The organism is Agromyces sp. NPDC056389 (genome assembly GCF_042262385.1).
GTDB lineage: Bacteria > Actinomycetota > Actinomycetes > Actinomycetales > Microbacteriaceae > Agromyces.
In genome coordinates, this window is record NZ_JBHJPN010000001.1 from 1,547,653 (window position 1) to 1,568,983 (window position 21,331).

A 21,331-nucleotide genomic window follows, 5' to 3' on the forward strand; every position below is an offset into this window, starting at 1 on the left:
CGGGCCCGCAGGCTATCGGACGACCGCGGGCGACCATGCGTGCTCGATGAGCAGCTCGGGCTCCCCGCCGCCGTCGGCGGCGATCGCCCAGACATCGCTGTCTCCGGCGGCGGCCCGTGGGAGCCCGTAGACGATCGTCTCGTCGTCGAGCCACTCCACCTGGTCGTCGACGTTGCGCGACTCGGGCAGGACGACCTCCTCGCCCGTCGCGAGGTCGAGCACGGCGATCGTCCACGTCTTCGCCGGCCCCTCGCCGACGGACTTCTTGAACGCGATGCGCTCGCCGTCCGGGGAGAGCGAGGGGCACTCGACCGCATCGTGGACGGCGACGAGGGTCCGATCGCCGAGGTCCCCGCGCACCAGCCACGTGCGCCCGCCGGCGGCCGCCGTCGCGAAGAAGGCATCGGTACCGGGTTCGAACGTCACCCCCCAGAAGTTCCGATCGACGGCGGTCACCGACTCGCCGTTGACGGTGAACGCGAAGTCCTCGAGGTTGCCGTAGTCGGTGCCATCGGCGCCGACGATGACCGTCGCGGTCGAGAAGCCGACCGTCGCATAGCTGTGCCCGGTGACGAAGGCCGTCGAAGCCCAGTAGCTCGAGTCATCCGCGACCCTCGTGCGGCTCGGGACGCCGGGCAGCGGGCCGTCCCACCGATCGTCGAACCGCTCGTCGAGCACCTCCCAGTCGAACGTCGTCACGATCCCGCGCTGCGTGCGCAGGCAGGACACGAGCGCGGCGGTCGCATCGACCCGATCGCACGTGAGATCGGCGACGGCCCGCACCGCGCTCGGCTCTCCGATCGGCACGGAGGCGACATGCCCGTACTCGGATCCGGGATCGGTCGATCGGAAGACGATCTGGCCCGGCTCGACCCTGGTGAGTGGCGGGCCGGTGTATTCGCCGGAGGTCGATGCGACGGCCTGGAACCGGAGGAACGCCGAGACCGCGTACACCAGCGAGCCGCCGAGCAGGATGATCGCCGCCGCGACGACGAGCGTCCATTTCAGTTTCGGCGTCATCCGACGGTCTCCGCGCGGCCCTCGTCTCGCGACCTCCCCTTCGCCCCCAGGAGCAACCAGGCCGCCAGCGGGATGATGAGCGCGAGGATGACGGCCACGACCACGACCGCCTCCGCCCGTCCGATCGCGAACCAGAGCAGGCCGAAGCCGACGGAGGCGATGAGTCGCGTGACCGCGACCACCGTCTGCGCCGCGGCGATCCCGCTCGCGCGTGCGGCGACGGGGGTGCACCGACTCGCGAGCGCGGCGAGGATGCCGTCGGTCGCCGCGTAGAAGGCCCCCAGCAGCACGAGGCACGAGATCGTGATGAGCGCACCGTTGACGGGGACGGCGGCGAGGACGTAGGTGCCGAGGAGGGCGACGTGCCCGATGACGAAGATCCGGGCGCTGCCGAATCGGTCGGCCAGCCGACCGAACGGGACGGCGAGGGCGAGGAAGGCGATATTGGTGCCGACGTAGAACAGCGGGAACCACTCCGCGGCGAACGCGCCGCGACTCTGCAGTACGAGGTAGACGAACCCGTCGCCGATCGTGACCGTTCCGAACAACGCCGCGACGACGAGCAGCCGGGTGAGCCGGGGGTCTCTCAGGTGCTTCCATCGGAACGGTGCGGCCGCGCCGCCGCTGGCGGCTCCTTCGGCACGCGGTCGCTTGTTCGGCACGAGGATTCCGAGGATGATCACGCCGAGCACCGCGAACGCGAGCGACACCACGAAGACGGTCGTGTACCCGTCGGGGATGAACAGGAGGATGACGAATGCGAGGAGGGGCCCGACGGCGGCTCCGACCGTGTCGAGCATGCGATGCACGCCGAACGAGCGGCCGAGGTTGGAGGGCTCGGATGACGCGGTGATGAGCGCGTCGCGCGGTGCCGTTCGTGCGCCCTTGCCCAGTCGGTCGACGACCACGACCGCGGTCAGCGCAGCGAATCCGGTGGCGAAGAGCAGTCCGACTCGCGCGATCGCCGAGATGCCGTATCCGAACATGGCCACCCATTTGGGCTGATCGCCGCGATCGGCCGCGTACCCGGCTGCGATGCGCACGACGGCGCTCACCCCCTGGTAGAGGCCGTCGATGAACCCGTAGGCGACCGTCGAGAGGCCGATGACGCCGGTGATGTAGAGCGGGAGGATCGCCGCGGTCGCCTCCGACGAGATGTCGGTGAACATGCTGACGATGCCGAGGGCGATGACGACCGAGGAGACGCGCGCCGACGCGACCCGCACGGTCTTCGCGCTGCCGCCCGGCGTGCCGGCCGGTGCGTCGGCGCCGTCGGACGCGACGGGCGCCTCGACCTCACCGGCGGGTTGCTGCTTCGCTTTGCGCAGATCCGAGAATGAGAGGTACACGGCTACCCCTGCGCGGTCAGCGTCGCGAACACCGTGTAGTCGGTGCCCGCCGAGCCGCCGGTCACCGTCACGACGAGGGAGTCCCCGCCGTACCCGAAGCTGAGCGCCCGGGAACCGCCCACGGCCGGCACCGTCGTCGAGGTGAGTCCGAGCGATCCGAAGTGCTCCGCGTAGAAGTCGAGCACGGTCTGCGGTCCCGCATCCGTTCGCGCTGCGAGCGTCGCCTGCATGTGCTCTCCCGCCGAGCTCACAGAGCTCGAGACGATTTCGGATGCCCCGTACACGGCGATGCCCGACGGGAAGCCGTCGACGAGGGCGCCCGACGCCGCGGCGTCAGGTGGCAACGGACTCGAGACGAACGGCGCGGGAAGGACGGGATCGGGCAGTCCCGACGACGGCTCGATGGGCGGAAGCACTTCACTCGCCTTCCCGTCGTCGCCGGACGAGGTCGGCGGCGCGGTCGCCTTCGCGGTGGAGTCCGCGCCGTCAGAGCCGGCCGCCGTGCCCGCATCGGCCCCGGCGGTCGCAACCGGCCTGGAGTCGGGGGCCCCGCCCTCGGCGGCGAGCCGATCGAGGGTGACGGCGATCGCGAGGATGACGACCGTCGAGGCGCCGACCGCGATGAGGATGCGCCGCGTCGTCCACGCCATGTCCCCCTCCTCGGTTCAGCGTCTCGTCCGAGTGTTCGACGAGGCCCTTGGAGCGTGTGCGACTTCGCGTGTCTGTTCCGCCTCGGTGCTGTGCGCAGGGAGTGCACTCCACGGACGTGACCACGTTACGACCGTGGAGTCGCGCGCGCTTCCCCCAATTCCGGGGGCGACCGCCGCGCGGCGCCGATCGGCGTCCGACGGCGGTTCACCAAGCCGGTCGAGCAGCCGATCGTCGCGGCGCCCGGACGCTGAGCGCCGGCCCGCCGGGCTCGGGCGTCGCAGTCTTCCCGAGCCTCGTGCCGAGGCGGGTGCCGTCATTCCGCGGCGCACCGCCCATCGGTTCCGCGTACCAGTGGTCGACGCCGCGGCTGCAGGAGCACGAGAGCGCGACGGTCTCGTCGATCGTCACCGCACGGAAGAACTCGCGGTGGGGGGTGGGGGTCTCGCGTCGTCGTCGTGCCATGCTCGTCGCTCCGTCCTGCGCACGTCACGGTGCGCTTACTGGAGAGACGGCGATCCCGCCGGATCATGACGCGGGTCCCGCGAATCGCTTCGCGCCGTCAGAGCTGGCCGGGGCTGACCGTGAACGTGTCGCAGGCCTCGGCCCCCTGCGTGAAGCCGGTCTCGAACCAGTACTTCCGCTGCTCGCTCGTGCCGTGCGTGAACGAGTGCGGATTCACCTGTCCCTGCGTCGCCTGCTGGATGTGGTCGTCACCGACCGACGCAGCGGCATCGAGGGCGTCCTTGCGCTGCGCCTCGGTGATCTCCTGCAGGAACGGCACGCCCTCGTCATCGGGCACCGTCGAGGCGTTCGCCACCCAGGCGCCGGCGAAGCAGTCGGCCTGCAACTCGACCCGCACCGCGTTCGACGACGGCCCGGTCTGCCCGTCCTGCGAGCGCTCGAGCACTCCCGCGAGGTTCTGCACGTGGTGACCCCACTCGTGTGCGATGACGTACATCTCGGCGAGCGTGCCGCCGTTCGCGCCGAACCGGTTGCGCAGCTCGTCGTAGAAGGTCACGTCGATGTAGATCGTCTGGTCGGGCGGGCAGTAGAACGGCCCGGTCGCCGACGACGCGCTGCCGCACGCGGTCGTCGTCGCCTGGTCGAAGAGCACGAAGCCCTGCGGGGCGTTGTAGTTCACGCCGAGCGCCGGCGCCTCTTCGGCCCAGTACGCCTCGAGCGACGCCGATGCGCCCTTCATGCGGCATTCGACGTCCTCGTTGGCGTCCTGACCGGTGAGGCACCGCTCGAGCGTCGAGTCGCTCGCCTCGGGCTGGGCACCGCCGCCGACGATCCCGGTCAGGTCGACACCCAGGAACTGCGAGATCAGGAAGATCGCGAGGGCGCCGATGCCGCCGCCCGCGACGGCGATGCCCGTGTTGCGGCCGCGCTTGGAGGCCTTGCCCTTGCTGATGTCGGCGTCGGGATTGAACGTCATGATCAGACGCTACCGGGTGCCGGGGCCGTCGTCGCGGTCGCTGCGCCGGTCGTCATCCTCATCTTCGTCTTCGTCGTCGTCGTCATCGTCGTCATCGTCGTCGTCGTCATCGTCGTCATCGTCGTCATCGTCGTCATCGTCGTCAACATCGTCAACATCGTCATCGTCGTCGTCATCAACGTCGTCGTCGTCAGCGTCGAGTTCATCACGACGCTCGTACACCACGGCATCTCCGCCGAACCCGTCGCCACCGGCGAAGCGGTCTGTCGCCGTGATGAGCGCGTCGAGGATCCCGGGTTCGTCGAACGCGTGACCGGCGTCGTCGATGATCGTGAGCTCGGCCTCGGGCCACGCCCGGTGCAGGTCCCACGCCGTCATCATCGGCGTGCACACGTCGTAGCGGCCCTGGATGATCACGGCGGGGATGTCGCGGAGCCGCGAGGCATCCCGGATCAGCTGCCCTTCCTCCCACCAGCCGCCGTGCCGGAAGTAGTGGTTCTCGATGCGCGCGAACGCCGTGGCGTACTCGGGCGCCGTGTAGCGCGCGACGTTCGCGGCCTGCGGCAGCAGCGTGATCGTCGAGGACTCCCACCGCGCCCACGCGATGGCGGCGGGCTCGTGCACCTCGGGGTTCGGGTCGGCGAGCAGCCGCCCGTACGCCTCGACGAGGTGCGCGCGCTCGAGCACGGGGATCGGGGCGACGAAGTCGGCCCACAGGTCGGGGAAGACCGCGGAGGCCCCGCCCTCGTAGAACCAGTCGAGCTCCTGGCGGCGCAGCGTGAAGATGCCGCGAAGCACGAGCTCGGTGACGCGCTCGGGGTGGGTCTGCGCATACGCGAGCGCGAGGGCGCTCCCCCATGACCCGCCGAACACCTGCCAGGTGTCGATGCTGAGATGCCCGCGGAGGCGCTCCATGTCGGCGATGAGGTGCCACGTCGTGTTCGCGGCGAGATTCGCCTCGGGCTCGCTCGCGTGCGGAATCGAGAGTCCGCAGCCGCGCTGGTCGAAGAGCACGATGCGGTACCGCTCGGGGTCGAACAGGCGGCGGTGATCCGGCGTGGTCCCCGCACCCGGTCCCCCGTGCAGGAACACGACCGGCTTCCCCTGCCGATTGCCCGACACCTCCCAATAGATGTGCTGGCCGTCCCCCACGTCGAGCATGCCGGTCTCCAGCGGCTCGATCTCCGGATACATCTCTCTCATGGCGCCACGGTATCGACCACCGGATGCCGCGGCCGGGTGCCGCGCCGGAACCGCATGGCGGCTCGCAACATGCCGACCAGCGGATGCCGCGGCCGGGTGCCGCGCCGGAACCGCATGGCGGCTCGCAACATGCCGACCACCGGATGCCGCGGCCGGGTGACGCGCCGGAACCGCATGGCGGCTCGCACCATGCCGACCAGCGGATGCCGCGGCCGAGCGCCGCGCCGAAACCGGATCGCGGCTCATCGACGGCGGTTCCCGGCGACGGCCCGGATGCCGACGGCCGGTTAGGCTCGGAGCATGGCCGCGAAGAAGCCGATCACCGTCACGCTCACGGGCGCAGGCGGCCAGATCGGGTATGCCCTCCTGTTCCGCATCGCCTCCGGCGCCTTGCTCGGACCCGACACCCCCGTTCGACTCAACCTCCTCGAGATTCCGCAGGGCGTGCGCGCGGCAGAGGGCGCGGCACTCGAACTGCAGGACTCCGCCTTCCCGCTGCTCTCCCACGTCGAGGTCTACGACGACGCGAACCGGGCGTTCGCCGGAGCGAACGTCGCACTCCTCGTCGGTGCGCGCCCGCGCACCGCCGGCATGGAGCGCGGCGACCTGCTCACCGCGAACGGCGGCATCTTCGGCCCGCAGGGTGCGGCGATCAACGCCGGTGCGGCCGACGACATCCGCGTCGTCGTGGTCGGCAACCCCGCGAACACGAACGCGCTCATCGCGTCGGCCCATGCACCGGATGTCCCGGCCGAACGCTTCACGGCACTCACCCGTCTCGATCACAACCGGGCCCTCGGCCAGCTCGCGGCCACCGTCGACACGCCCGTCGGCGACATCCGCGGCGTCACGATCTGGGGCAACCACTCGGCGACGCAGTTCCCCGACGTCGCGCACGCGACCGCTGCCGGCGACTCGGTGCCGGCGATCCTCGCCCGCCGCCTCGGCGGACCCGACGGCGCTCGCGAGTGGCTCGTCGACGAGTTCATCCCACGCGTGGCCAAGCGCGGCGCCGAGATCATCGAGGTGCGCGGCTCCTCGTCGGTCGGCTCGGCCGCGAGCGCCACGATCGACCACGTGCACGACTGGGTGCTCGGCACCCCCGACGGCTGGACGAGCGCCGCGGTCGTCTCCGACGGCTCCTACGGCGTGCCGGAGGGCCTCGTCTCCTCGTTCCCGGTCGACTCGGTCGACGGCGCCTGGCGCATCAGGCAGGGGCTCGAGGTCGACGACTTCGCACGGCGCCGCATCGAGGCATCCGTCGCCGAACTCGTCGAGGAGCGCGACGCGGTGCGCTCGCTCGGGCTGCTCTGACGACGACCGGCGTCGACGTAGGCTGAAGGCATGGCCGAGCAGACCCCCGCACGCAATGCCCGTCGCAATCAGCTGATCGTCGGGCTCATCGTGGGCATCCTCGTCGGCGTGGGCGTGAGCCTCTGGACGGGCTTCTGGCTGTGGCTGGCCGCGGGCGTCGTGGTCGGCATCGTCACCGGGCTCCTCATGCGACCGCCGTCGAAGGACTGACCGGCCGGTCCGCCGGCTACCGGGCTGAGACCCCGATGTAGTCCACGATGCCGTCGATCAGGCGCGCGAGCCCGAACTCGAACGCGTCCGATGGCCCTGCGGGCTCCGCGGCACCGGCGGCCTGCCCGACCCGTGCCGACACTGGGTAGCGCTCCGCGTCGAGGATCTCGTCGAGCAGCGGCTCATTGCGCTCCCACCAGTCGACGGCCGACTCCTGGTCGACTTCGCGGTGCCGCTCGGCATCGACATGTGCGCGTGCGGGCCCGGTCACGAAGCCGAGCAGCAGCGTGACGATGCGATCCATGTCGAGATCGGAGAGCCCGAGGCCGTCGATCGCGCGCAGGCACCACTCCCAGTGGTCGGAGACGTTCGGGCCGAGCGGCGGCCTGCTGGTGTCGATCGAGAGCAGCCACGGATGCCGCAGGTACTCGTTCCACTGCTGTCGTGCGATCTGCGCGAGTCGCTCGGGCAGATCGCCGTCGAGGCGCGGCAGCGCCATCTCGCCGGCGACGCGGTCGACCATGAGGTCGACGAGCTCGGCCTTGCCCGGCACGTACGTGTAGACCGACATCGGCTTCAATCCGAGCCGATCGGCGATGCGGCGCATCGAGACGGCATCGATGCCGTCGACATCGGCGAGCTGCACGGCCGTTGCGACGACCTCGTCGACGCTCGACCGCTGCTTCGGACCTCGAGAACCGACGGGTTCCCCGAAATGCGACCGCCACAGGAGCCGAAGTGTGCGGTCGGGTTCGCTGCCTGTGGATTCTCCCGCCATGCGGGACAGCCTATATTCTCCGTACGCCATACGGTCACGCTGTCGCGGCCCGCGAAACCCGCGGACCGGGCACGACGAAGGCCGGGCGTCCGAGGACGCCCGGCCTTCGTCGAGTGCCGCTACTTCTTCTTCGACTTCTCCGGCACGGGCAACGTGCCGGCGGCGCGCTGGGCGGCGTAGTAGGCGCGCGCCTCGTCCTGCCGCTCCTGCTCCGCGCCCGATGCGATCTTCGCGCGCAGGTGCTCGGGTCCGTACCCGAACGCGTCCACCAGGTCTTGCGCGTGCGGACGCAGCCGCTCGAGCAGTCGGTCGATGTAGGCGGTGACGGCCTGCGCGCGCTTGGGCGAGAGCCGGCCGTTGATGAGGTACCAGGCGAGGTGCTTCTCGACGAGCCCGAGGCCGAAGAGATCGCGCACCCACGTCAGCACCTGCTTCGTGCCAGGGTCGGTCGTCTTCGCGAGCGCCCGGGTGAACGCCTCCCACTGCAGCAGCTCGCCGTGCGCGCGCGCCGCCTCGATGAGCTCGTTCTGGTTGCGGTTGAACGCCGCGGCCGCGTCGGCCTTCGGCAGCTTGCGCGCGTCGCGCAGGCGGCCGGCGATCTCGGAGATCATGGCCTCGACCCGGTCGGTGAGGAGCTCCCGCTGCGTCCGTTCGTCACGCAGCTCCGAGACCGAGCGCGCGGTCGAGCCGAAGTCGGCGATCGTCTGCGCGAGGCTGCGGAGGCCGGTGCCGTGGTAGGCGCGGTCGGCGGTCTGCGCGACGACGTAGCGCGCCATCGCCCCGGCATCCGCCTTCGCGAACTGCTTCGAGAAGTCGGTGAGCAGGCGCTTCGCGACGAGCTGGAGCAGCACGTTGTTGTCGCCCTCGAACGTCACGTAGACGTCGAGGTCCTGGCGCAGCCCGACCATGCGGTTCTCAGCGAGGAACCCCGAACCGCCGGCGGCCTCGCGTGCCTCCTGCAGCGTCTCGAGCGCGTGCCAGGTCGAGAGCGGCTTCAGGGCCGCGGCGATCGTCTCGAGGTCTTGACGGTCGTCGTCGGTGTCGGCGGCGCCCGAGAACACGGCGTCGAACTTCACGAGGAACTCGTCGTGCGCGAAGACCTGGGCGTACGTCGTCGCGAGCTTCGGAAGGAGTCGACGCTGGTGACGCTGGTAGTCGAGCAGCACCTCTTCGTCGGTGTCGCTCGCCGCGTTGAACTGGCGGCGCTGGTTGCCGTAGGTGATCGCGATCGTCAGCGCCATGGCGGCGGCGGTCGTCGCCGCGCCGTCGAGCGAGACGCGCCCCTGCACGAGGGTCCCGAGCATCGTGAAGAAGCGGCGACCCGGGCTCGAGATGGGGCTCGAGTACGTGCCGTCCTCATCGACCGAACCGTATCGGTTCAGGAGGTTCTCGCGAGGCACACGGACGTTCGTGAAGTGCAGGCGCCCGTTGTCGATGCCGTTGAGGCCGCCCTTCAGGCCGTCGTCCTCGCCGCCGACGCCCTTGAGGAATCCGCCCTTGGCGCCCCGGATCGGCACGTAGAACGCGTGCACGCCGTGGTTGACGCCCTTCGTGACGAGCTGCGCGAACACCACCGCGGCGGTGCCGTGCACCGCGGCGTTGCCGAGGTAGTCCTTCCACGCGCCGCGGAACGGCGTGTCGATCACGAACTGCTGCTTCGCCTCGTCGTACGTCGCGGTCGTGCCGATCGCCGCGACATCCGAGCCGTGACCGGTCTCGGTCATCGCGAACGCGCCGGGCACCTTCAGCGACATGATGTCGGGCAGGAAGGTCTCGTGGTGGTACTCGGTGCCGAGGTGCAGCACTGCTGCGCCGAAGAGGCCCCACTGCACGCCGGCCTTGATCTGCAGGCTGGGGTCGGCGATCACGAGCTCTTCGAACTGGGCGATGTTGCCGCCGTGGTCGTCGAACCCGCCGAGCGACGTCGGGAAGGCACGGTGCACGGCGCGCTGGTCGACGAGGATCTTCAGCTGCCCGAGCACGCGCTCGCGGTGCTCGGCCATCGACTGGCCCTCGATGCGCTGCAGATCGGGGTGGGCGGCGCGCTCGCGAGCGGCGAGTCGCAAGTCGGCCCAGGTGCCGAGCAGCTGCCGACCGAGCGTCGCCACGTCGATCGACGGCTGGGCGGGCGGTGCGGGCTGCGGGGCGGATGCCGCGGTGCGCGCGGCCTTCGGCGGCGCCGTGTCGGCCGAGCGCTCGGGTGTCGTCTTCTGCTGCTTCGAGGCGGTGCGGGGTGCCGTGTCAACCATCGTCGGTGTCTCGTCCTTCGTGTGCGGTCTGGGCTTCATTCCACGGTAGGTCGACGGCATTCGGCGAGGAAACCCTGCGTCCCAGCCCTACAAACAGGCCCGGCGGCGCGTCGGACGCCACTGTGAGGACCCTACAAAAGGCACTCTCGGCATCGATGGGATACCGACAAGGAGGTTCAGCTGCGGAAGAAGGCGTTCGCTCGCCCCGACCAGAGGAACGCGAGCACGATCACCGAGATGAGCATGCTGAAGTACTCGCCGATGGCGCCCGCCGGGTAGGCGATCGCGAGGAAGATCGAGCTCGCGATCGAGAGCACCTGCAGGATCGTGATGAACATGCGCGCCCCGGCGCTGCCGCGCAGGAGGCCGCCGGCCACGGCGATGACGACGACGCCGATGAGGATCGAGATGATCGCCGAGGCGATGAGCTGGCTCGCGCCGCCGAACTGCTCCACTGTGGCCGCGACGCTCGTCTGGAAGAGCAGGATCGTGCCGCCGATGACGTCGAGGAAGCCCGAGATCCACGTGAGCACCGCGATGAACGTGACGCCGCCGGGACGGCCGACCGAGTTCACTCAGGCCTCCGGCCGACGGCTGCCGAAGAACACGCTCGACTTGTGCCCCCAGAGCAGGAACAGCACGACGAGCGAGACGGCGATGCCGAGCCACTCGCCGACCGCACCGCCGAGGTACGCGAACGCGAGGAAGAGGGAGCCGATGATCGAGAGCACCTCGACGACGGTGATGATCATGCGCGACACCCAGCTGCCGGTGAGCAGCCCCGCCGCGACGGCCACGACGATGAGGCCGAGCACGATCGAGCCGATCGCGGCCGCATAGAGCGGGCCGGTGCCGCCGAGACCGTCGACGACGGATTCGACGCCGGCCTGGAACAACAGGATGGTGCCCGACACGATGTCGAGCGCCCCCGCGATCCACGCGAGGATCGCGACGATGGTGACGCCCATCGGCCGAGCCATCTGATCGGACATGCCGAACCCCCTTGCCCCATGCGCCGTCGACACGGCGCCCCTGGGGCGATGCTAGCGCCGTCGAGGCTCGCGTGTCTCGATTTCGGCCGGGTCGGGGCCGGAAACGCTCGAGACCCCCGCCGACTCGGCGAGGGTCTCGAGGTGCGCGAACGGCGCGCCGCAGCGCTGGCTCAGGCCGGGTAGCTCAGCCCGTGTCCGAAGCGGAACAGCGGGTCGGCCGTGTCGAACGGCACGTCGGGGCGGTTCGCCTCGACGGCCGCCATGCTCGACGGCAGGTCGAACGGAAGCCTGCCCTGGGGTGCAGCCGCGCCGAAGAGCACGTCGAGCACCGCGTGCGGGTTCGCACCCCAGTTGGCCGTCAGCGCCGCGAGGTCGCCGACGAACGGCGTGAGGATCGCGGGCCGGTCGAGGAACACGTCGACGACGGTCGGCACTGCCGCGGCGATCTCGCGCACGTGCGCGATCTGCTCGTCGGTGTAGTCGAGCGAGCCCGAGTGGAAGAAGTTCTCGAAGAACGTCGGGCGCTTCTCGAACGGCGCCTGCAGGCGCAGGATCGCCACGTCGGCCGCCGCCGGCGAGTCGACGACCTCGCCGTACTCGGCCGCGATCACGGGGTCGATGCCCTCGACGTAGAGGCGGAGCCCCCGTACGAGCGGCAGGGCGGGGCGCTCGGCGCCCGAGGCATCCGTCTGCTCGCGGTTCACCAGCAGGGTGATCGCAGCACGCTGCGCGGCCTCGCCCGCGGCGACGAACTCGGGCGAGCCCACGACGCGCTTCGCGCGCTCGACGTCGACATAGGGCTGCTCGAAGAGGCCGAGCACGAACTTCTCACGCAGCAGGCGCCGCGCCGAGACGTCGAGCCGCTCCTCGGAGACCTCGCCCGAGCGCACGAGCTCGATGAGCATTTCGGGCACCGCCTCGCCGCCGAACTGGTCGGCCCCGGCTTCGATGACCTTCTTCATGCGCTCGCGGGGAGAGAGGTGCTCGACGCCCCACGCGCGTGCCGGGAAGGGGGCGCCCATGATCTCGGCGTCGTTGATGAGTCCCCAGTCGGTGCAGACGATGCCGTCGAAGCCGTAGCGCTCACGGAGCAGCCCGGTGATGACCGACTTGTTGAAGCCGAACCCGACCTCTTCGTACTCGGTGCCGACGGGCATGCCGTAGTACGGCATGATCTGGCTCGTGCCCGCCTCGAATGCCGCCTCGAACGGCTTCAGGTGCAGCTCGAACTGCCCGCCGGGGTAGACCTGCTCGCGCCCGTGCGCGAAGTGCGGGTCCTCGCCGTCCTGCTGCGGACCGCCGCCGGGGAAGTGCTTCGTCATCGTTGCGACCGAGTCGGCGCCGAGTTCGGCCCCCTGGAACCCGCGGATGTAGGCGGCACCGAGTCGACCGGCGAGTTCGACGTCTTCGCCGAAGGTCTGCAGCGCCCGCGACCAGCGCGGCTCGGTCGCGAGGTCGATCTGCGGGTGCAGCGCGACGCGGATGCCGACCGCGGTGTACTCCTGCCGTGCGATGTCGCCGAACTGCTCGACGAGCGCCTCGTCGCCGATGGCCGCGAGGCCCATCGTCTCGGGCCAGACCGAGAACGAACCGGCGAGCATGCCCGCGAGGGGGTTGTCGGTGTACGAATGGCGCGGGTCGGTCGAGATCGTCACTGGGATGCCGAGGCGAGTGGATGCCGCGAGCTCCTGGAGGCGGTTGTGCCACTCTGCGATCAGCTCGGGCGTCGGCGGCGTCTGGAGCAGGTTGAAGTGGTTCATCAACCGGCCCGACACGTAGTCGTCGGTCGAGGGCAGGCCGAAGGTCTGGTCGCCCGCCGAGAGGCTGCCGTCGGCTTCGGTGCCGATCATGGTCTGGAAGAAGAGGCCGGCCTTCTCTTCGAGCGTCATCTGGCCGAGCAGGATCTCGACGCGCTCGGCGATCGGCAGGCTCGCGTCGCGGAAGCGGAGGTCGAGCTCGGCCTCGGTGGTGACGGATGCATCAGCGGCATCCGTCTCGTGGTTCAACTGATCGGTCATGCCAGCACTCCTTCATGCTCGAATCGACAGCCAAGCGGCATCCGGTTCATCATAAACCGAATGCCGCTTGGTTTTGGTATCGATGTTCTTCGGGTCGGTCAGTCCTGCCCTGCTTCGACATAGCTCAGGTCATTGACCGTGCGCACGGTCCACGTGCCGTTGCGATAGTGAAGTTCGCTCACCGCACCGTTCTCGATGCCCTCCTCGACACCGCTGAGGTCACCGCCGAGCGCTTCGAGCGCAGCCATGATCGTGATGCCGCTCGAGACGACGAGCACGTTGCCACCGCCCTTCTTCGCTCGCTCGGCTGCGATATCGGTCAACGCGTCGACCGCGCGGTCGGCGACCTGCGATGGCGTCTCGGCCGTGAGTCCGCTGCCCTCATTCAGGCGCACCATCGACTCGAGCGCCGCGTTGAAGTCGAACTCGGGGTCCATGAAGAGTTCGCCGACATCGGCGTAGCCGAGTTCGGTCGCGATCTCCGACCACATCTCCTCGTTGCCGGCACCCTCGAAGCGGCCGAAGGCGATCTCGCGGAGGCGTTCGTCGCGAACGGCATCCCGCTTGTACTCGAGCTCACCGAGTGCGAGCGAGACGGTCTCCCAGTGCCGCACCATGTCGGCCGAGTAGGCGGACTTGAACGTGATGCCGGCTTCAGCGAGGCCCTCGCCGAGGTTCTCGGCGGTCTCGCGCCCCTCTTCGGTGAGCGGCGAGTCCGACCAGCCCTGCACGCGGTCGAGCGTGTTGAGCATGGTCTCGCCGTGACGGGTGAGGTAGATCGTGACGGACTGGCCCTTCGAACCTTTGTCCGCGTTGGCGACCTGGGGCGCCGAGAAGGCGGCGAGCGAACAGAGTGCGGCGACGGCGGCGGTGCCGGCGATCGCGACGCGGAGAGTGCGGCGTGACGACATTGTCATCGATCCTTTCGGGATGCGGGAGTGGATGTGAGCTGCATCGTATCGGGAAAGCCGACCGCTTGGTAACATTTACTCGGACGGCAACCGACTAGCCTCGACTTCGATGAGAGAGCCCCGTTGACGAGCACACCGGCGTTCGCCGAGCTCCCGGTACCGACGCGTCAAGCCCGGTCCGCGGCGACGCGGGAGCGCATCCTCGACTCTGCGACCGCGATGTTCGTCTCCGTCGGCATCACGGCGGTGTCGTTGCGTGATGTCGCCGCCCGTGCCGGCGTGACCCACCCTGGCCTCCTGCGCCACTTCCCGTCGAAGGACGCACTGCTCGGCGCGGTCGTCGAGCGACTCGACCGTGCGAACGAATCGTGGATCGAGCACGAGCCGCACGACGAGTTCTCGCTCGGCCTCGCCGCGCTCGCTCGTCGCAACGCCGGCACCCCCGGATACCTCGAGCTCTACACCGCGCTCTCGGGCGAGGCGACGAGCGCGAGCCACGCGGCGCACGCTCACATGCGCGAGCGCTATGCGCGCGTGCGGGCAGCCGTCGCCGACCAGCTCGCCACCGAGCCCGTGCGAGCGGGCATCGACCCCGATGTGCACGCCGCACTCGTCATCGCCGCGTGGGACGGCCTGCAACTCCAGGAGCGATACTCCCCCGACGACGTCGACCTCGTCGGGGATCTCGCCCGCCACGAGCGCTGGCTGCGCGGCGCGCCGGCCCTGCCGTTCGCCGACGACGACCGCTCCGAGACTGAAGACGCAGCACCCATCGCAGCGACGATCATCCTCGAGCCTGAGGAGCCCGGACGCGTGGGCCGCGAGCAGCGCGCCCGCATCGACGCCAGCGCGATCGAGCTCTTCGCCCGAAGCGGCTACCACGGCACGAGCCTGCGCGAGATCGCGGAACGCAGCGGCATCCCCAAGTCGACCCTGCTGCACCACATCGGATCGAAGGACGAACTGCTCACGTCGGTGCTGCGGCTGCGCGACCGCCGGACCATCACCGGTGACGCGCCCGCCGGCCCCGCCCGCGACCGACTCCCGGCGCTGGCCGAGGTCGCCGACCGCGCCGCCGCCGACCCCGGGCTGATCGAGCTGTACGCCGTGCTCTCCTGCGAGGGCGCCACACCGGGGCATCCGGCTCACGATCATTTCGAGCGTCGGTTCCGTGAGAGCCGCCGCTACTTCACCGACCTGTTCCGCAGAATGCGCGACGAGGGGTCACTGCAGCCGGATCGAGACCCGCGCCGCGAAGCGGCGTGGTTGATCGCGACCTGGGACGGGCTGCAGATCCAGTGGCTCTACGACCCCTCGATCGAGGTCGGAGCGCACCTGCGGGCCCATTTCCGCGATCTCGTCGCCGCGTGACATGGCATGCCTGCCGACTCGGCGGGGCATCCGGTCGTGTCGCTCGGTGTTCGACCCTCGACGGCACCAGCGTCGAGGACCGGCACTAATCAGGACGAGACGCGCCCTCGCCCGACGAGCTCTCGGGGGGGCGGATCGTCGTCACCGGCATAGGCGCCGACGACGCGCTCGGTGAACTCGTCGCTCATTCGGCGGGTCGCTTCAGCGGCGCTCTCCGGGGTGGCGGTCTCCCAGATGCCGGCGACCCGGTCTTCGAAGTCGCGGATCTGGGCGCGCACCTCCTCGTTGGTCTTGATGCGCGCCTCCTTCGCGGCATCCCGAACCACCCGCGCCGCGGTGTCCACGATGCGCCGCTCGAGCAGCACGACGATGCCCACGAGCAGCAACGTGGTGCCGACGCCGGCGAACACGCCGCCGACGTAGCCGAGGCGGCTCTCGGGCGAGACGAGGAACCAGCCGGCGACGATGGCGGCGAGGCCGAGCACGATGCAGGCGAGGAACCAGCCCCACCTGATGCGGATCCCGGGGGGGAGCGCGGCGTCGGTCACGCCGTCGGTCACGCCGTCGGTCACGGCGGTCGTCGTGTCCGCGACGGCGGCGGCCTCGATCGGCGGTTCGGTGGTCACCGCTCCAGCATCGTGGGGCGAGTACGCCGCGTCAATGACGCCCGACGCCATCGGCCGGCAGGCCTCCCGACCCTGCGCGCGCCGCGCGTGCCGCACGACGCAGAGTCGGGAGACCGCTTCTATGCGCTCCGCTGATAGGACCGGAAGGCCCTCGTCGCGACCCACGCGAGCACCGCGGCGAACGCCGCGAGCAGCCCGAGGTGACCCCAGACGCTCGCCCAGTCGGGGCTCGCGCCGAGCGTCTCTCGGCCGGCCACGACCGCCCACTCGAAGGGGTTGAAGCGTGCGACATCCGCGACCCAGTCGGCCGACAGGCTCGTGTCCATGAGCGCAGAGCTCAGGAACATGAGCGGGATGGTGATGAGCTGCGAGATGCCGATCAGCACGTTCTGGTTGCGCGCGAGCAGTGCCGCAGCGTTCGAGAGCGCCGAGAACGAGGCGGTGAGCAGCATCGCCGCGAGCAGCAGAATCAGGATGCCGCCGAGGCCGCCGTCGAACCGGGCGCCGCCGAGCCAGGCGACACCGAGCACGATGAGCGACTGCACGAGCGTGAGCAGTGCCTGGTACACGAGCGTCGAGACCATCAGGGCCCCCCGGCTCGTCGGCGAGGTGAGGAACCGGTCCATCACGCCGCGATCCATGTCCTGGATGTAGCTCGTGCCGGCCCACGCGCTGCCGAACAGCGCCATCATCATGACGATGCCGGGCGTCAGGAACTCGAGGTAGTTGTCGCCGCCCGTGAATCCCGGGATGTCGACGACCGACGTGAAGAGCTGCCCGAACAGCAGCAGCCAGATGAGCGGCTGCACGACATTCATGACGATGAATGCCGGAATGCGCACCGCCGCCCGCAACTGCCGGAGCGTCAGGACGGCGGTGTGCCGGAAGAAGCTCGGCCGGGCGTACGCGGTCGCGGCCGCGACGCGGGCCGGGTTCGTGAGCGTGGTCATGACACGACCTCCTCGAGTTCGGAGCGGCCTTCGGTCGACGAGCCGGCGTGCACCGCGGCGAAGGAATGACCGGTGCGGGCGAGGTAGACGTCGTCGAGGCTCGGCCGCGACACGGTCGCCGACGCCACGGCGACACCCTCTGCGTCGAGCGCCGCGAGCACGAGCGGCAGCGCTGCGCCGCCGTCGTCCGCCCGGGCGCGCACCGCACGCCCCTCGGCGGCGACCTCGCGGAATCCGCCGAGCCGATCGAGCGACTCGAGCACCCGAGCGATGACGGATGCCTCGTGCAGTTCGATCACCACGGCATCGCCGCGCAGCTCGCTCTTCAGCTGCTCGGGCGTGCCCTCGGTCACGACGCGCCCGGCATCGACGATCGCCAGTCGGCTCGCGAGCCGGTCGGCCTCTTCGAGGTAATGGGTGGTCAGCAGCACGGTCATGCGCTCCTCACGGGACATCCGCTCGATCTCCGCCCACATCTCGGCGCGCGCCTCAGGGTCGAGACCGGTCGTCGGCTCGTCGAGGAAGAGCACCTGCGGGCGATGCATGAGGCCGATCGCGACGTCGAGCTTGCGCGCCATGCCGCCCGAGTAGGTCTTCACCTGGCGGCGGGCTGCGGTCGTGAGCGCGAACCGTTCGAGCAGCTCGCCCGCCCGGCTGCGTGCAGCCCGCGTCGACATGCCGTGCAGTTGGCCGGCGAGCACGAGGTTCTCGACACCGGTGTCCATCGGGTCGGAGACCTGCTTCTGGGCGACGAAGCCGATCGCGCTTCGCGCGCGGCCGGGGTGGCGCCCCACGTCGATGCCGGCCACTGTGGCCGTGCCCGAGTCGGCACGCGAGAGGGTCGAGAGGATCTTGACGGTCGTCGATTTGCCGGCGCCGTTCGGCCCCAGCAGGCCGAAGATCGTGCCCTCCTCGGCCTGGAACGTGAGCCCGTCGAGGGCTCGGAGCGGGGGCTTTCCGCGCCCCTGCGAATAGGTCTTGACGAGATCGGCGGCCACGAGGGCCATCCCGTCGGGTGATGCAGCCATGAGGCTCTCCTTCGGTGGGGAGCCGTTCGGTCGTGATGGCGCGTCGGTAGAATGACCGTACGCACTGGGGTGGATTCGATTCACGTTGAACGACTCGGTTGCGAGATGGCTCGGGTGTTGCCGCATCCGGGCCATCGATCTGTGTACAGCTCTTGCTGCTCGTCAGTGCTGCTGCTGGTCTGCGGCTCCTTCCGCCAGGTAGCGCGCGAGCTGCGCCTCGAGTTCTTCGGCGGTCGCGCCGGACTCGATCAGCTCGTGCATGGCCTTCCACGCGTCGAGACCACCGAGTTCGCCCGCTTCGAGGCGCTCGAGCATGCCCGCGACGAACTCGCGCTCGGCGCGGGTCATGGCGACGCGGTAGTGGAACTCGACGAGGAACAGCTCGGGCAGGCCGAGTTCGTCGGACTGCTCGGCGAGCCTGGCTCGGGATGCGAGCTCGGCGTCGAGGCGCTCGAGGCGCTCGCGGAGGAGGGCGATGGCCTCGTCGGGCGCGAGCAGTGCGATGAGCGAGAGACCCGACTCGAACGCCGGGTACTCCTTGACCGGCACCGCGATGAGCTCGCGCATCCAGTCGTGCGCCTCGGCGCGGCCGGCGTCGGTGATCGCGTAGACGATGCGCTCGGGCCGATTGCCCTCGCGCTCGACCCTCGCCTCCTCGATGAGGCCGTGCTTCTCGAGGGACTTGATGATCGCGTAGAGCGAGCCGAAGTTCAGCCGGATGCTGTCTTCCTTGCCGCGTTCGCGCAGGGTCGTCGTGATCTCGTAGGGGTACATCGGCCGCTCCCACAGGCTCGCCAGCACTGCGAGTGCGAGCGGGTTGCTCACCGGTCGACGCGACATACTCACCTCCAAATACTTTGTTCAGAGTATATCGCGAGTGAGGATGCGTCAAGGGTCGGCGGCCGCCGGCCGACGCCCGCCGACGTTCGTGAGGAGATCAGCGATTTCGAGGATCGATTCCGCGGCTTCGCTCCTCGGAATCGCAGATCTCCTCCTGATCGCGGCGGCGAGCAAGGGTGGCGAGCCGAACACGCGCGAGTCAGGTCGAACAAGCTCGGCTCGAGCCGGGCGAGGAGGGATTGGCGACCGAAGAGAGTGTCAGGCCGAGGCGACGACCGAGAGCAGCGCCTCGCCGTAGGCCTCGCGCTTCTTGGCGCCGATGCCGGTGATGCCGTCGAGATCGGCGAGGCTCGCGGGCCTCGCGACCGCGACGGCGCGCAGTGTCGCGTCGCCGAAGACGATGTACGCGGGCACACCCTGCTCTCTCGCCTCGCCGGCTCGCCACGTGCGGAGCTGCTCGAAGAGCTCCACCTGCGCCGGCTCGAGGTCGACGGCAGCAGCGGCCGCCCGAGGACCGCGTGAGCGCGCGGCGCGCTCGGGTTCGGTGCGGAGCTTCACGACCCGCTTGCCCGAGAGCACGTCGGCCGCGGCATCCGTCACCGTCAACGTGCCGTACTCGCCGTGCGTGGCGAGCAGGCCCTGCGCGAGCAGCTGCCGCACGACCCCGCGCCACTGCTGGTCGCTGAGGTCTTGCCCGATGCTCCAGGTCGCGAGTGCGTCGTGACCGTACTGTCGCACGCGCGGCGTCTCTTTGCCGCGGAGGATGTCGACGAGGTGGCCCGCGCCGAACTTCTGCCGGCGCTCGCGCTGGAGGCGCACGATCGTCGACATGAGTTTCTGAGCGGGCACCGTGCCGTCCCACGAGGCGGGCGGCTCGAGGCAGGTGTCGCAGTTGCCGCACGGCTCACTCGGCTGACCGAAGTAGCCGAGCAGGTTCTGGCGACGGCACTGCACCGTCTCGCAGAGCGCGAGCATCGCGTCGAGGTGCTGGGCGAGACGCCGCCGGTGGGCGAGGTCGCCGGGGCTCTCGTCGATCATGCGCCGCTGCTGCACGACGTCTTGCAGGCCGTAGGCGAGCCAGGCGGTCGCCGGCGCCCCGTCGCGGCCGGCGCGACCGGTCTCCTGGTAGTAGCCCTCGACCGACTTCGGCAGGTCGACATGGGCGACGAATCGCACGTCGGGCTTGTCGATGCCCATGCCGAAGGCGATGGTCGCGACGACGACGACACCCTCTTCGCGGAGGAACCGCTCTTGCGTGCGACGGCGGACCGCGGCATCGAGACCGGCGTGGTACGGCATCGCGTTGACGCCGTGCTCGGCGAGGTACGCGGCGATCTTCTCGGTGCTCGCCCGCGAGAGCGCGTAGACAATGCCCGCGACGGGGTTGCCGGCGGCGTCGCGACCCTCGCTGCGGATGAACTCGAGCAGCTGCTTGCGCACCTCGAGCTTCGAGTCGATGCGGTACTGGATGTTGGGCCGGTCGAAGCTCGAGACGAAGTGCTCGGCTCCCCCGAGGCTCAGCCGCTCGGTGATCTCGCGATGCGTCGCCTCGGTCGCCGTGGCGGTGAGGGCGATGCGCGGCACATCGGGCCAGCGCTCGGCGAGCTCGGAGAGCGCCAGGTAGTCGGGCCGGAAGTCGTGCCCCCATTGCGCGACGCAGTGGGCCTCGTCGATTGCGAAGAGTGCGATCGCGCCCTGCTCGAGGAAGCGCTTGGTCGCCTCGTTGCCGAGTCGCTCGGGGGCGACGTAGAGCAGATCGAGCTCGCCGGCGAGGTACGCCCGCTCGACCTCGGCCCGCTCGTGCGACTGCTGGCTCGAGTTCAGGTACGCGGCGCGAACGCCATTGCGCACGAGCGCGTCGACCTGGTCGTGCATGAGCGCGATGAGCGGCGAGACCACGATGCCCGTGCCCTCGCGGAGCAGCGACGGGATCTGGTAGCAGAGGCTCTTGCCGCCGCCGGTCGGCATGAGCACGACGGCGTCGCCTCCGCCGGCGACCTGCGCGATGATCTCGGCCTGCTCGCCGCGGAAGCTGTCGTACCCGAACACGGTGTGGAGCGCTTCGGCCGCAGTGGCGAACCGCGCGGGCGCAGCGGCGCGACGGCCCGACCCGACCGCTCCGGACGGTCGACCCTGCGCCTCGGATGAGCGCTGCGGGGCCGAGGTGCGCGCACCGACGAACTGGGCGTCGTCGACGGGTGGCACCCACTCGTCATCGGGCGGCGGAGCGAGTTCGTCGGGGTCCCACGGGACCTCGTCGGTCCAGGCGGGTTCCGCGTTCCAGCTCATTCGTCGAGTCTAACGAGCGCCGCCGACGCACTCCGCCGTGGCGAGGCAAGCACGCGAACCCGGGGCTGTGGAGGAGCGGTGCGGCAGCGAACGA

The 21,331-nt window shown here is 70.0% G+C and carries 19 protein-coding genes and 1 pseudogene; 3 read left to right on the top strand and 17 right to left on the bottom strand.

What is annotated here, in order from left to right:
• Positions 1-12: 12 nt before the first annotated feature.
• From ACFCVM_RS07245 to pip, 6 genes and pseudogenes are all read right to left on the bottom strand, one after another.
• Positions 13-1,020 (bottom strand): TolB family protein, encoded by a 1,008-nt coding sequence (locus ACFCVM_RS07245; protein ID WP_375835412.1) that lies wholly within the window; start codon positions 1,018-1,020, stop codon positions 13-15.
• Complete coding sequence (locus tag ACFCVM_RS07250) at positions 1,017-2,369, bottom strand: MFS transporter (RefSeq protein WP_375835414.1); 1,353 nt, start codon at positions 2,367-2,369, stop codon at positions 1,017-1,019. Before ACFCVM_RS07250 ends, ACFCVM_RS07245 begins: the two co-directional genes overlap by 4 nt.
• A gap of 2 nt (positions 2,370-2,371) precedes the next feature.
• The gene (locus ACFCVM_RS07255) at positions 2,372-3,019 is read right to left on the bottom strand and encodes a hypothetical protein (RefSeq protein ID WP_375835415.1); all 648 of its coding nucleotides are present in this window, start codon (positions 3,017-3,019) and stop codon (positions 2,372-2,374) included.
• A 205-nt stretch (positions 3,020-3,224) separates the two neighbouring features.
• Positions 3,225-3,482 (bottom strand): hypothetical protein, encoded by a 258-nt coding sequence (locus ACFCVM_RS07260; protein ID WP_375835417.1) that lies wholly within the window; start codon positions 3,480-3,482, stop codon positions 3,225-3,227.
• A 97-nt stretch (positions 3,483-3,579) separates the two neighbouring features.
• Positions 3,580-4,458, bottom strand: a complete 879-nt coding sequence (locus tag ACFCVM_RS07265) for a neutral zinc metallopeptidase (protein WP_375835418.1) — start codon at positions 4,456-4,458, stop codon at positions 3,580-3,582.
• A 252-nt stretch (positions 4,459-4,710) separates the two neighbouring features.
• Positions 4,711-5,661, bottom strand: a pseudogene (gene pip / locus ACFCVM_RS07270) (prolyl aminopeptidase); the annotation flags it as partial.
• 300 nt (positions 5,662-5,961) lie between these two features.
• Between pip and ACFCVM_RS07275 the strand changes: the two are divergent.
• A complete protein-coding gene (locus tag ACFCVM_RS07275) occupies positions 5,962-6,975 on the top strand; it encodes a malate dehydrogenase (RefSeq protein WP_375835420.1) in 1,014 nt (337 codons plus the stop codon).
• Positions 6,976-7,005: 30 nt separating this feature from the next.
• The gene (locus tag ACFCVM_RS07280) at positions 7,006-7,185 is read left to right on the top strand and encodes an HPP family protein (RefSeq protein ID WP_375835422.1); all 180 of its coding nucleotides are present in this window, start codon (positions 7,006-7,008) and stop codon (positions 7,183-7,185) included.
• Positions 7,186-7,201: 16 nt separating this feature from the next.
• Here ACFCVM_RS07280 and ACFCVM_RS07285 read toward each other — a convergent pair whose 3' ends face one another.
• The 6 genes from ACFCVM_RS07285 to ACFCVM_RS07310 all read right to left on the bottom strand — a co-directional run bounded on the left by ACFCVM_RS07285 (position 7,202) and on the right by ACFCVM_RS07310 (position 14,133).
• Positions 7,202-7,963 carry a TetR/AcrR family transcriptional regulator gene (locus ACFCVM_RS07285; RefSeq protein ID WP_375835423.1) on the bottom strand — a complete coding sequence of 254 codons (762 nt, stop codon included), beginning with the start codon at positions 7,961-7,963 and terminating at the stop codon, positions 7,202-7,204.
• A gap of 119 nt (positions 7,964-8,082) precedes the next feature.
• Complete coding sequence (locus tag ACFCVM_RS07290; protein WP_375835425.1) at positions 8,083-10,212, bottom strand: acyl-CoA dehydrogenase; 2,130 nt, start codon at positions 10,210-10,212, stop codon at positions 8,083-8,085.
• A 176-nt stretch (positions 10,213-10,388) separates the two neighbouring features.
• The gene (locus ACFCVM_RS07295; protein WP_375835427.1) at positions 10,389-10,787 is read right to left on the bottom strand and encodes a hypothetical protein; all 399 of its coding nucleotides are present in this window, start codon (positions 10,785-10,787) and stop codon (positions 10,389-10,391) included.
• Positions 10,788-11,204 (bottom strand): hypothetical protein, encoded by a 417-nt coding sequence (locus ACFCVM_RS07300; protein ID WP_375835428.1) that lies wholly within the window; start codon positions 11,202-11,204, stop codon positions 10,788-10,790.
• 170 nt (positions 11,205-11,374) lie between these two features.
• The gene (locus ACFCVM_RS07305; protein WP_375835429.1) at positions 11,375-13,222 is read right to left on the bottom strand and encodes a glycoside hydrolase family 3 protein; all 1,848 of its coding nucleotides are present in this window, start codon (positions 13,220-13,222) and stop codon (positions 11,375-11,377) included.
• A gap of 98 nt (positions 13,223-13,320) precedes the next feature.
• Entirely contained in the window at positions 13,321-14,133 is an 813-nt protein-coding gene (locus ACFCVM_RS07310) for a histidine phosphatase family protein (RefSeq protein WP_375835430.1), read from the bottom strand.
• 123 nt (positions 14,134-14,256) lie between these two features.
• Between ACFCVM_RS07310 and ACFCVM_RS07315 the strand changes: the two genes are divergently transcribed.
• The gene (locus tag ACFCVM_RS07315; RefSeq protein ID WP_375835432.1) at positions 14,257-15,504 is read left to right on the top strand and encodes a TetR/AcrR family transcriptional regulator; all 1,248 of its coding nucleotides are present in this window, start codon (positions 14,257-14,259) and stop codon (positions 15,502-15,504) included.
• An 89-nt stretch (positions 15,505-15,593) separates the two neighbouring features.
• Here ACFCVM_RS07315 and ACFCVM_RS07320 read toward each other — a convergent pair whose 3' ends face one another.
• The 5 genes from ACFCVM_RS07320 to recQ all read right to left on the bottom strand — a co-directional run bounded on the left by ACFCVM_RS07320 (position 15,594) and on the right by recQ (position 21,237).
• Positions 15,594-16,130: a hypothetical protein gene (locus ACFCVM_RS07320; RefSeq protein ID WP_375835433.1), complete on the bottom strand. Its 537-nt coding sequence runs from the start codon at positions 16,128-16,130 to the stop codon at positions 15,594-15,596.
• A gap of 119 nt (positions 16,131-16,249) precedes the next feature.
• Positions 16,250-17,080 carry an ABC transporter permease gene (locus ACFCVM_RS07325; protein ID WP_375835435.1) on the bottom strand — a complete coding sequence of 277 codons (831 nt, stop codon included), beginning with the start codon at positions 17,078-17,080 and terminating at the stop codon, positions 16,250-16,252.
• A complete protein-coding gene (locus ACFCVM_RS07330) occupies positions 17,077-18,108 on the bottom strand; it encodes an ATP-binding cassette domain-containing protein (protein WP_375835437.1) in 1,032 nt (343 codons plus the stop codon). Before ACFCVM_RS07330 ends, ACFCVM_RS07325 begins: the two co-directional genes overlap by 4 nt.
• Positions 18,109-18,270: 162 nt before the next feature.
• On the bottom strand, positions 18,271-18,948 hold the full coding sequence (locus ACFCVM_RS07335) for a helix-turn-helix transcriptional regulator (RefSeq protein WP_375835439.1): 678 nt from the start codon (positions 18,946-18,948) through the stop codon (positions 18,271-18,273).
• Between the two features lie 258 nt (positions 18,949-19,206).
• Positions 19,207-21,237, bottom strand: coding sequence for a DNA helicase RecQ (gene recQ / locus ACFCVM_RS07340; protein WP_375835441.1), 2,031 nt, complete (start codon positions 21,235-21,237; stop codon positions 19,207-19,209).
• Positions 21,238-21,331: the final 94 nt, after the last annotated feature.

Bases quoted from the DNA above. Each gene is read 5' to 3' on its own strand.
- ACFCVM_RS07245 (WP_375835412.1), bottom strand. From the start codon at position 1,020: ATGACGCCGAAACTGAAATGGACGCTCGTCGTCGCGGCGGCGATCATC.
- ACFCVM_RS07255 (WP_375835415.1), bottom strand. From the start codon at position 3,019: ATGGCGTGGACGACGCGGCGCATCCTCATCGCGGTCGGCGCCTCGACG.
- ACFCVM_RS07260 (WP_375835417.1), bottom strand. From the start codon at position 3,482: ATGGCACGACGACGACGCGAGACCCCCACCCCCCACCGCGAGTTCTTC.
- ACFCVM_RS07265 (WP_375835418.1), bottom strand. From the start codon at position 4,458: ATGACGTTCAATCCCGACGCCGACATCAGCAAGGGCAAGGCCTCCAAG.
- ACFCVM_RS07275 (WP_375835420.1), top strand. From the start codon at position 5,962: ATGGCCGCGAAGAAGCCGATCACCGTCACGCTCACGGGCGCAGGCGGC.
- ACFCVM_RS07280 (WP_375835422.1), top strand. From the start codon at position 7,006: ATGGCCGAGCAGACCCCCGCACGCAATGCCCGTCGCAATCAGCTGATC.
- ACFCVM_RS07285 (WP_375835423.1), bottom strand. From the start codon at position 7,963: ATGGCGGGAGAATCCACAGGCAGCGAACCCGACCGCACACTTCGGCTC.
- ACFCVM_RS07290 (WP_375835425.1), bottom strand. From the start codon at position 10,212: ATGGTTGACACGGCACCCCGCACCGCCTCGAAGCAGCAGAAGACGACA.
- ACFCVM_RS07300 (WP_375835428.1), bottom strand. From the start codon at position 11,204: ATGTCCGATCAGATGGCTCGGCCGATGGGCGTCACCATCGTCGCGATC.
- ACFCVM_RS07305 (WP_375835429.1), bottom strand. From the start codon at position 13,222: ATGACCGATCAGTTGAACCACGAGACGGATGCCGCTGATGCATCCGTC.
- ACFCVM_RS07310 (WP_375835430.1), bottom strand. From the start codon at position 14,133: ATGTCGTCACGCCGCACTCTCCGCGTCGCGATCGCCGGCACCGCCGCC.
- ACFCVM_RS07325 (WP_375835435.1), bottom strand. From the start codon at position 17,080: ATGACCACGCTCACGAACCCGGCCCGCGTCGCGGCCGCGACCGCGTAC.
- ACFCVM_RS07330 (WP_375835437.1), bottom strand. From the start codon at position 18,108: ATGGCTGCATCACCCGACGGGATGGCCCTCGTGGCCGCCGATCTCGTC.
- ACFCVM_RS07335 (WP_375835439.1), bottom strand. From the start codon at position 18,948: ATGTCGCGTCGACCGGTGAGCAACCCGCTCGCACTCGCAGTGCTGGCG.
- recQ (WP_375835441.1), bottom strand. From the start codon at position 21,237: ATGAGCTGGAACGCGGAACCCGCCTGGACCGACGAGGTCCCGTGGGAC.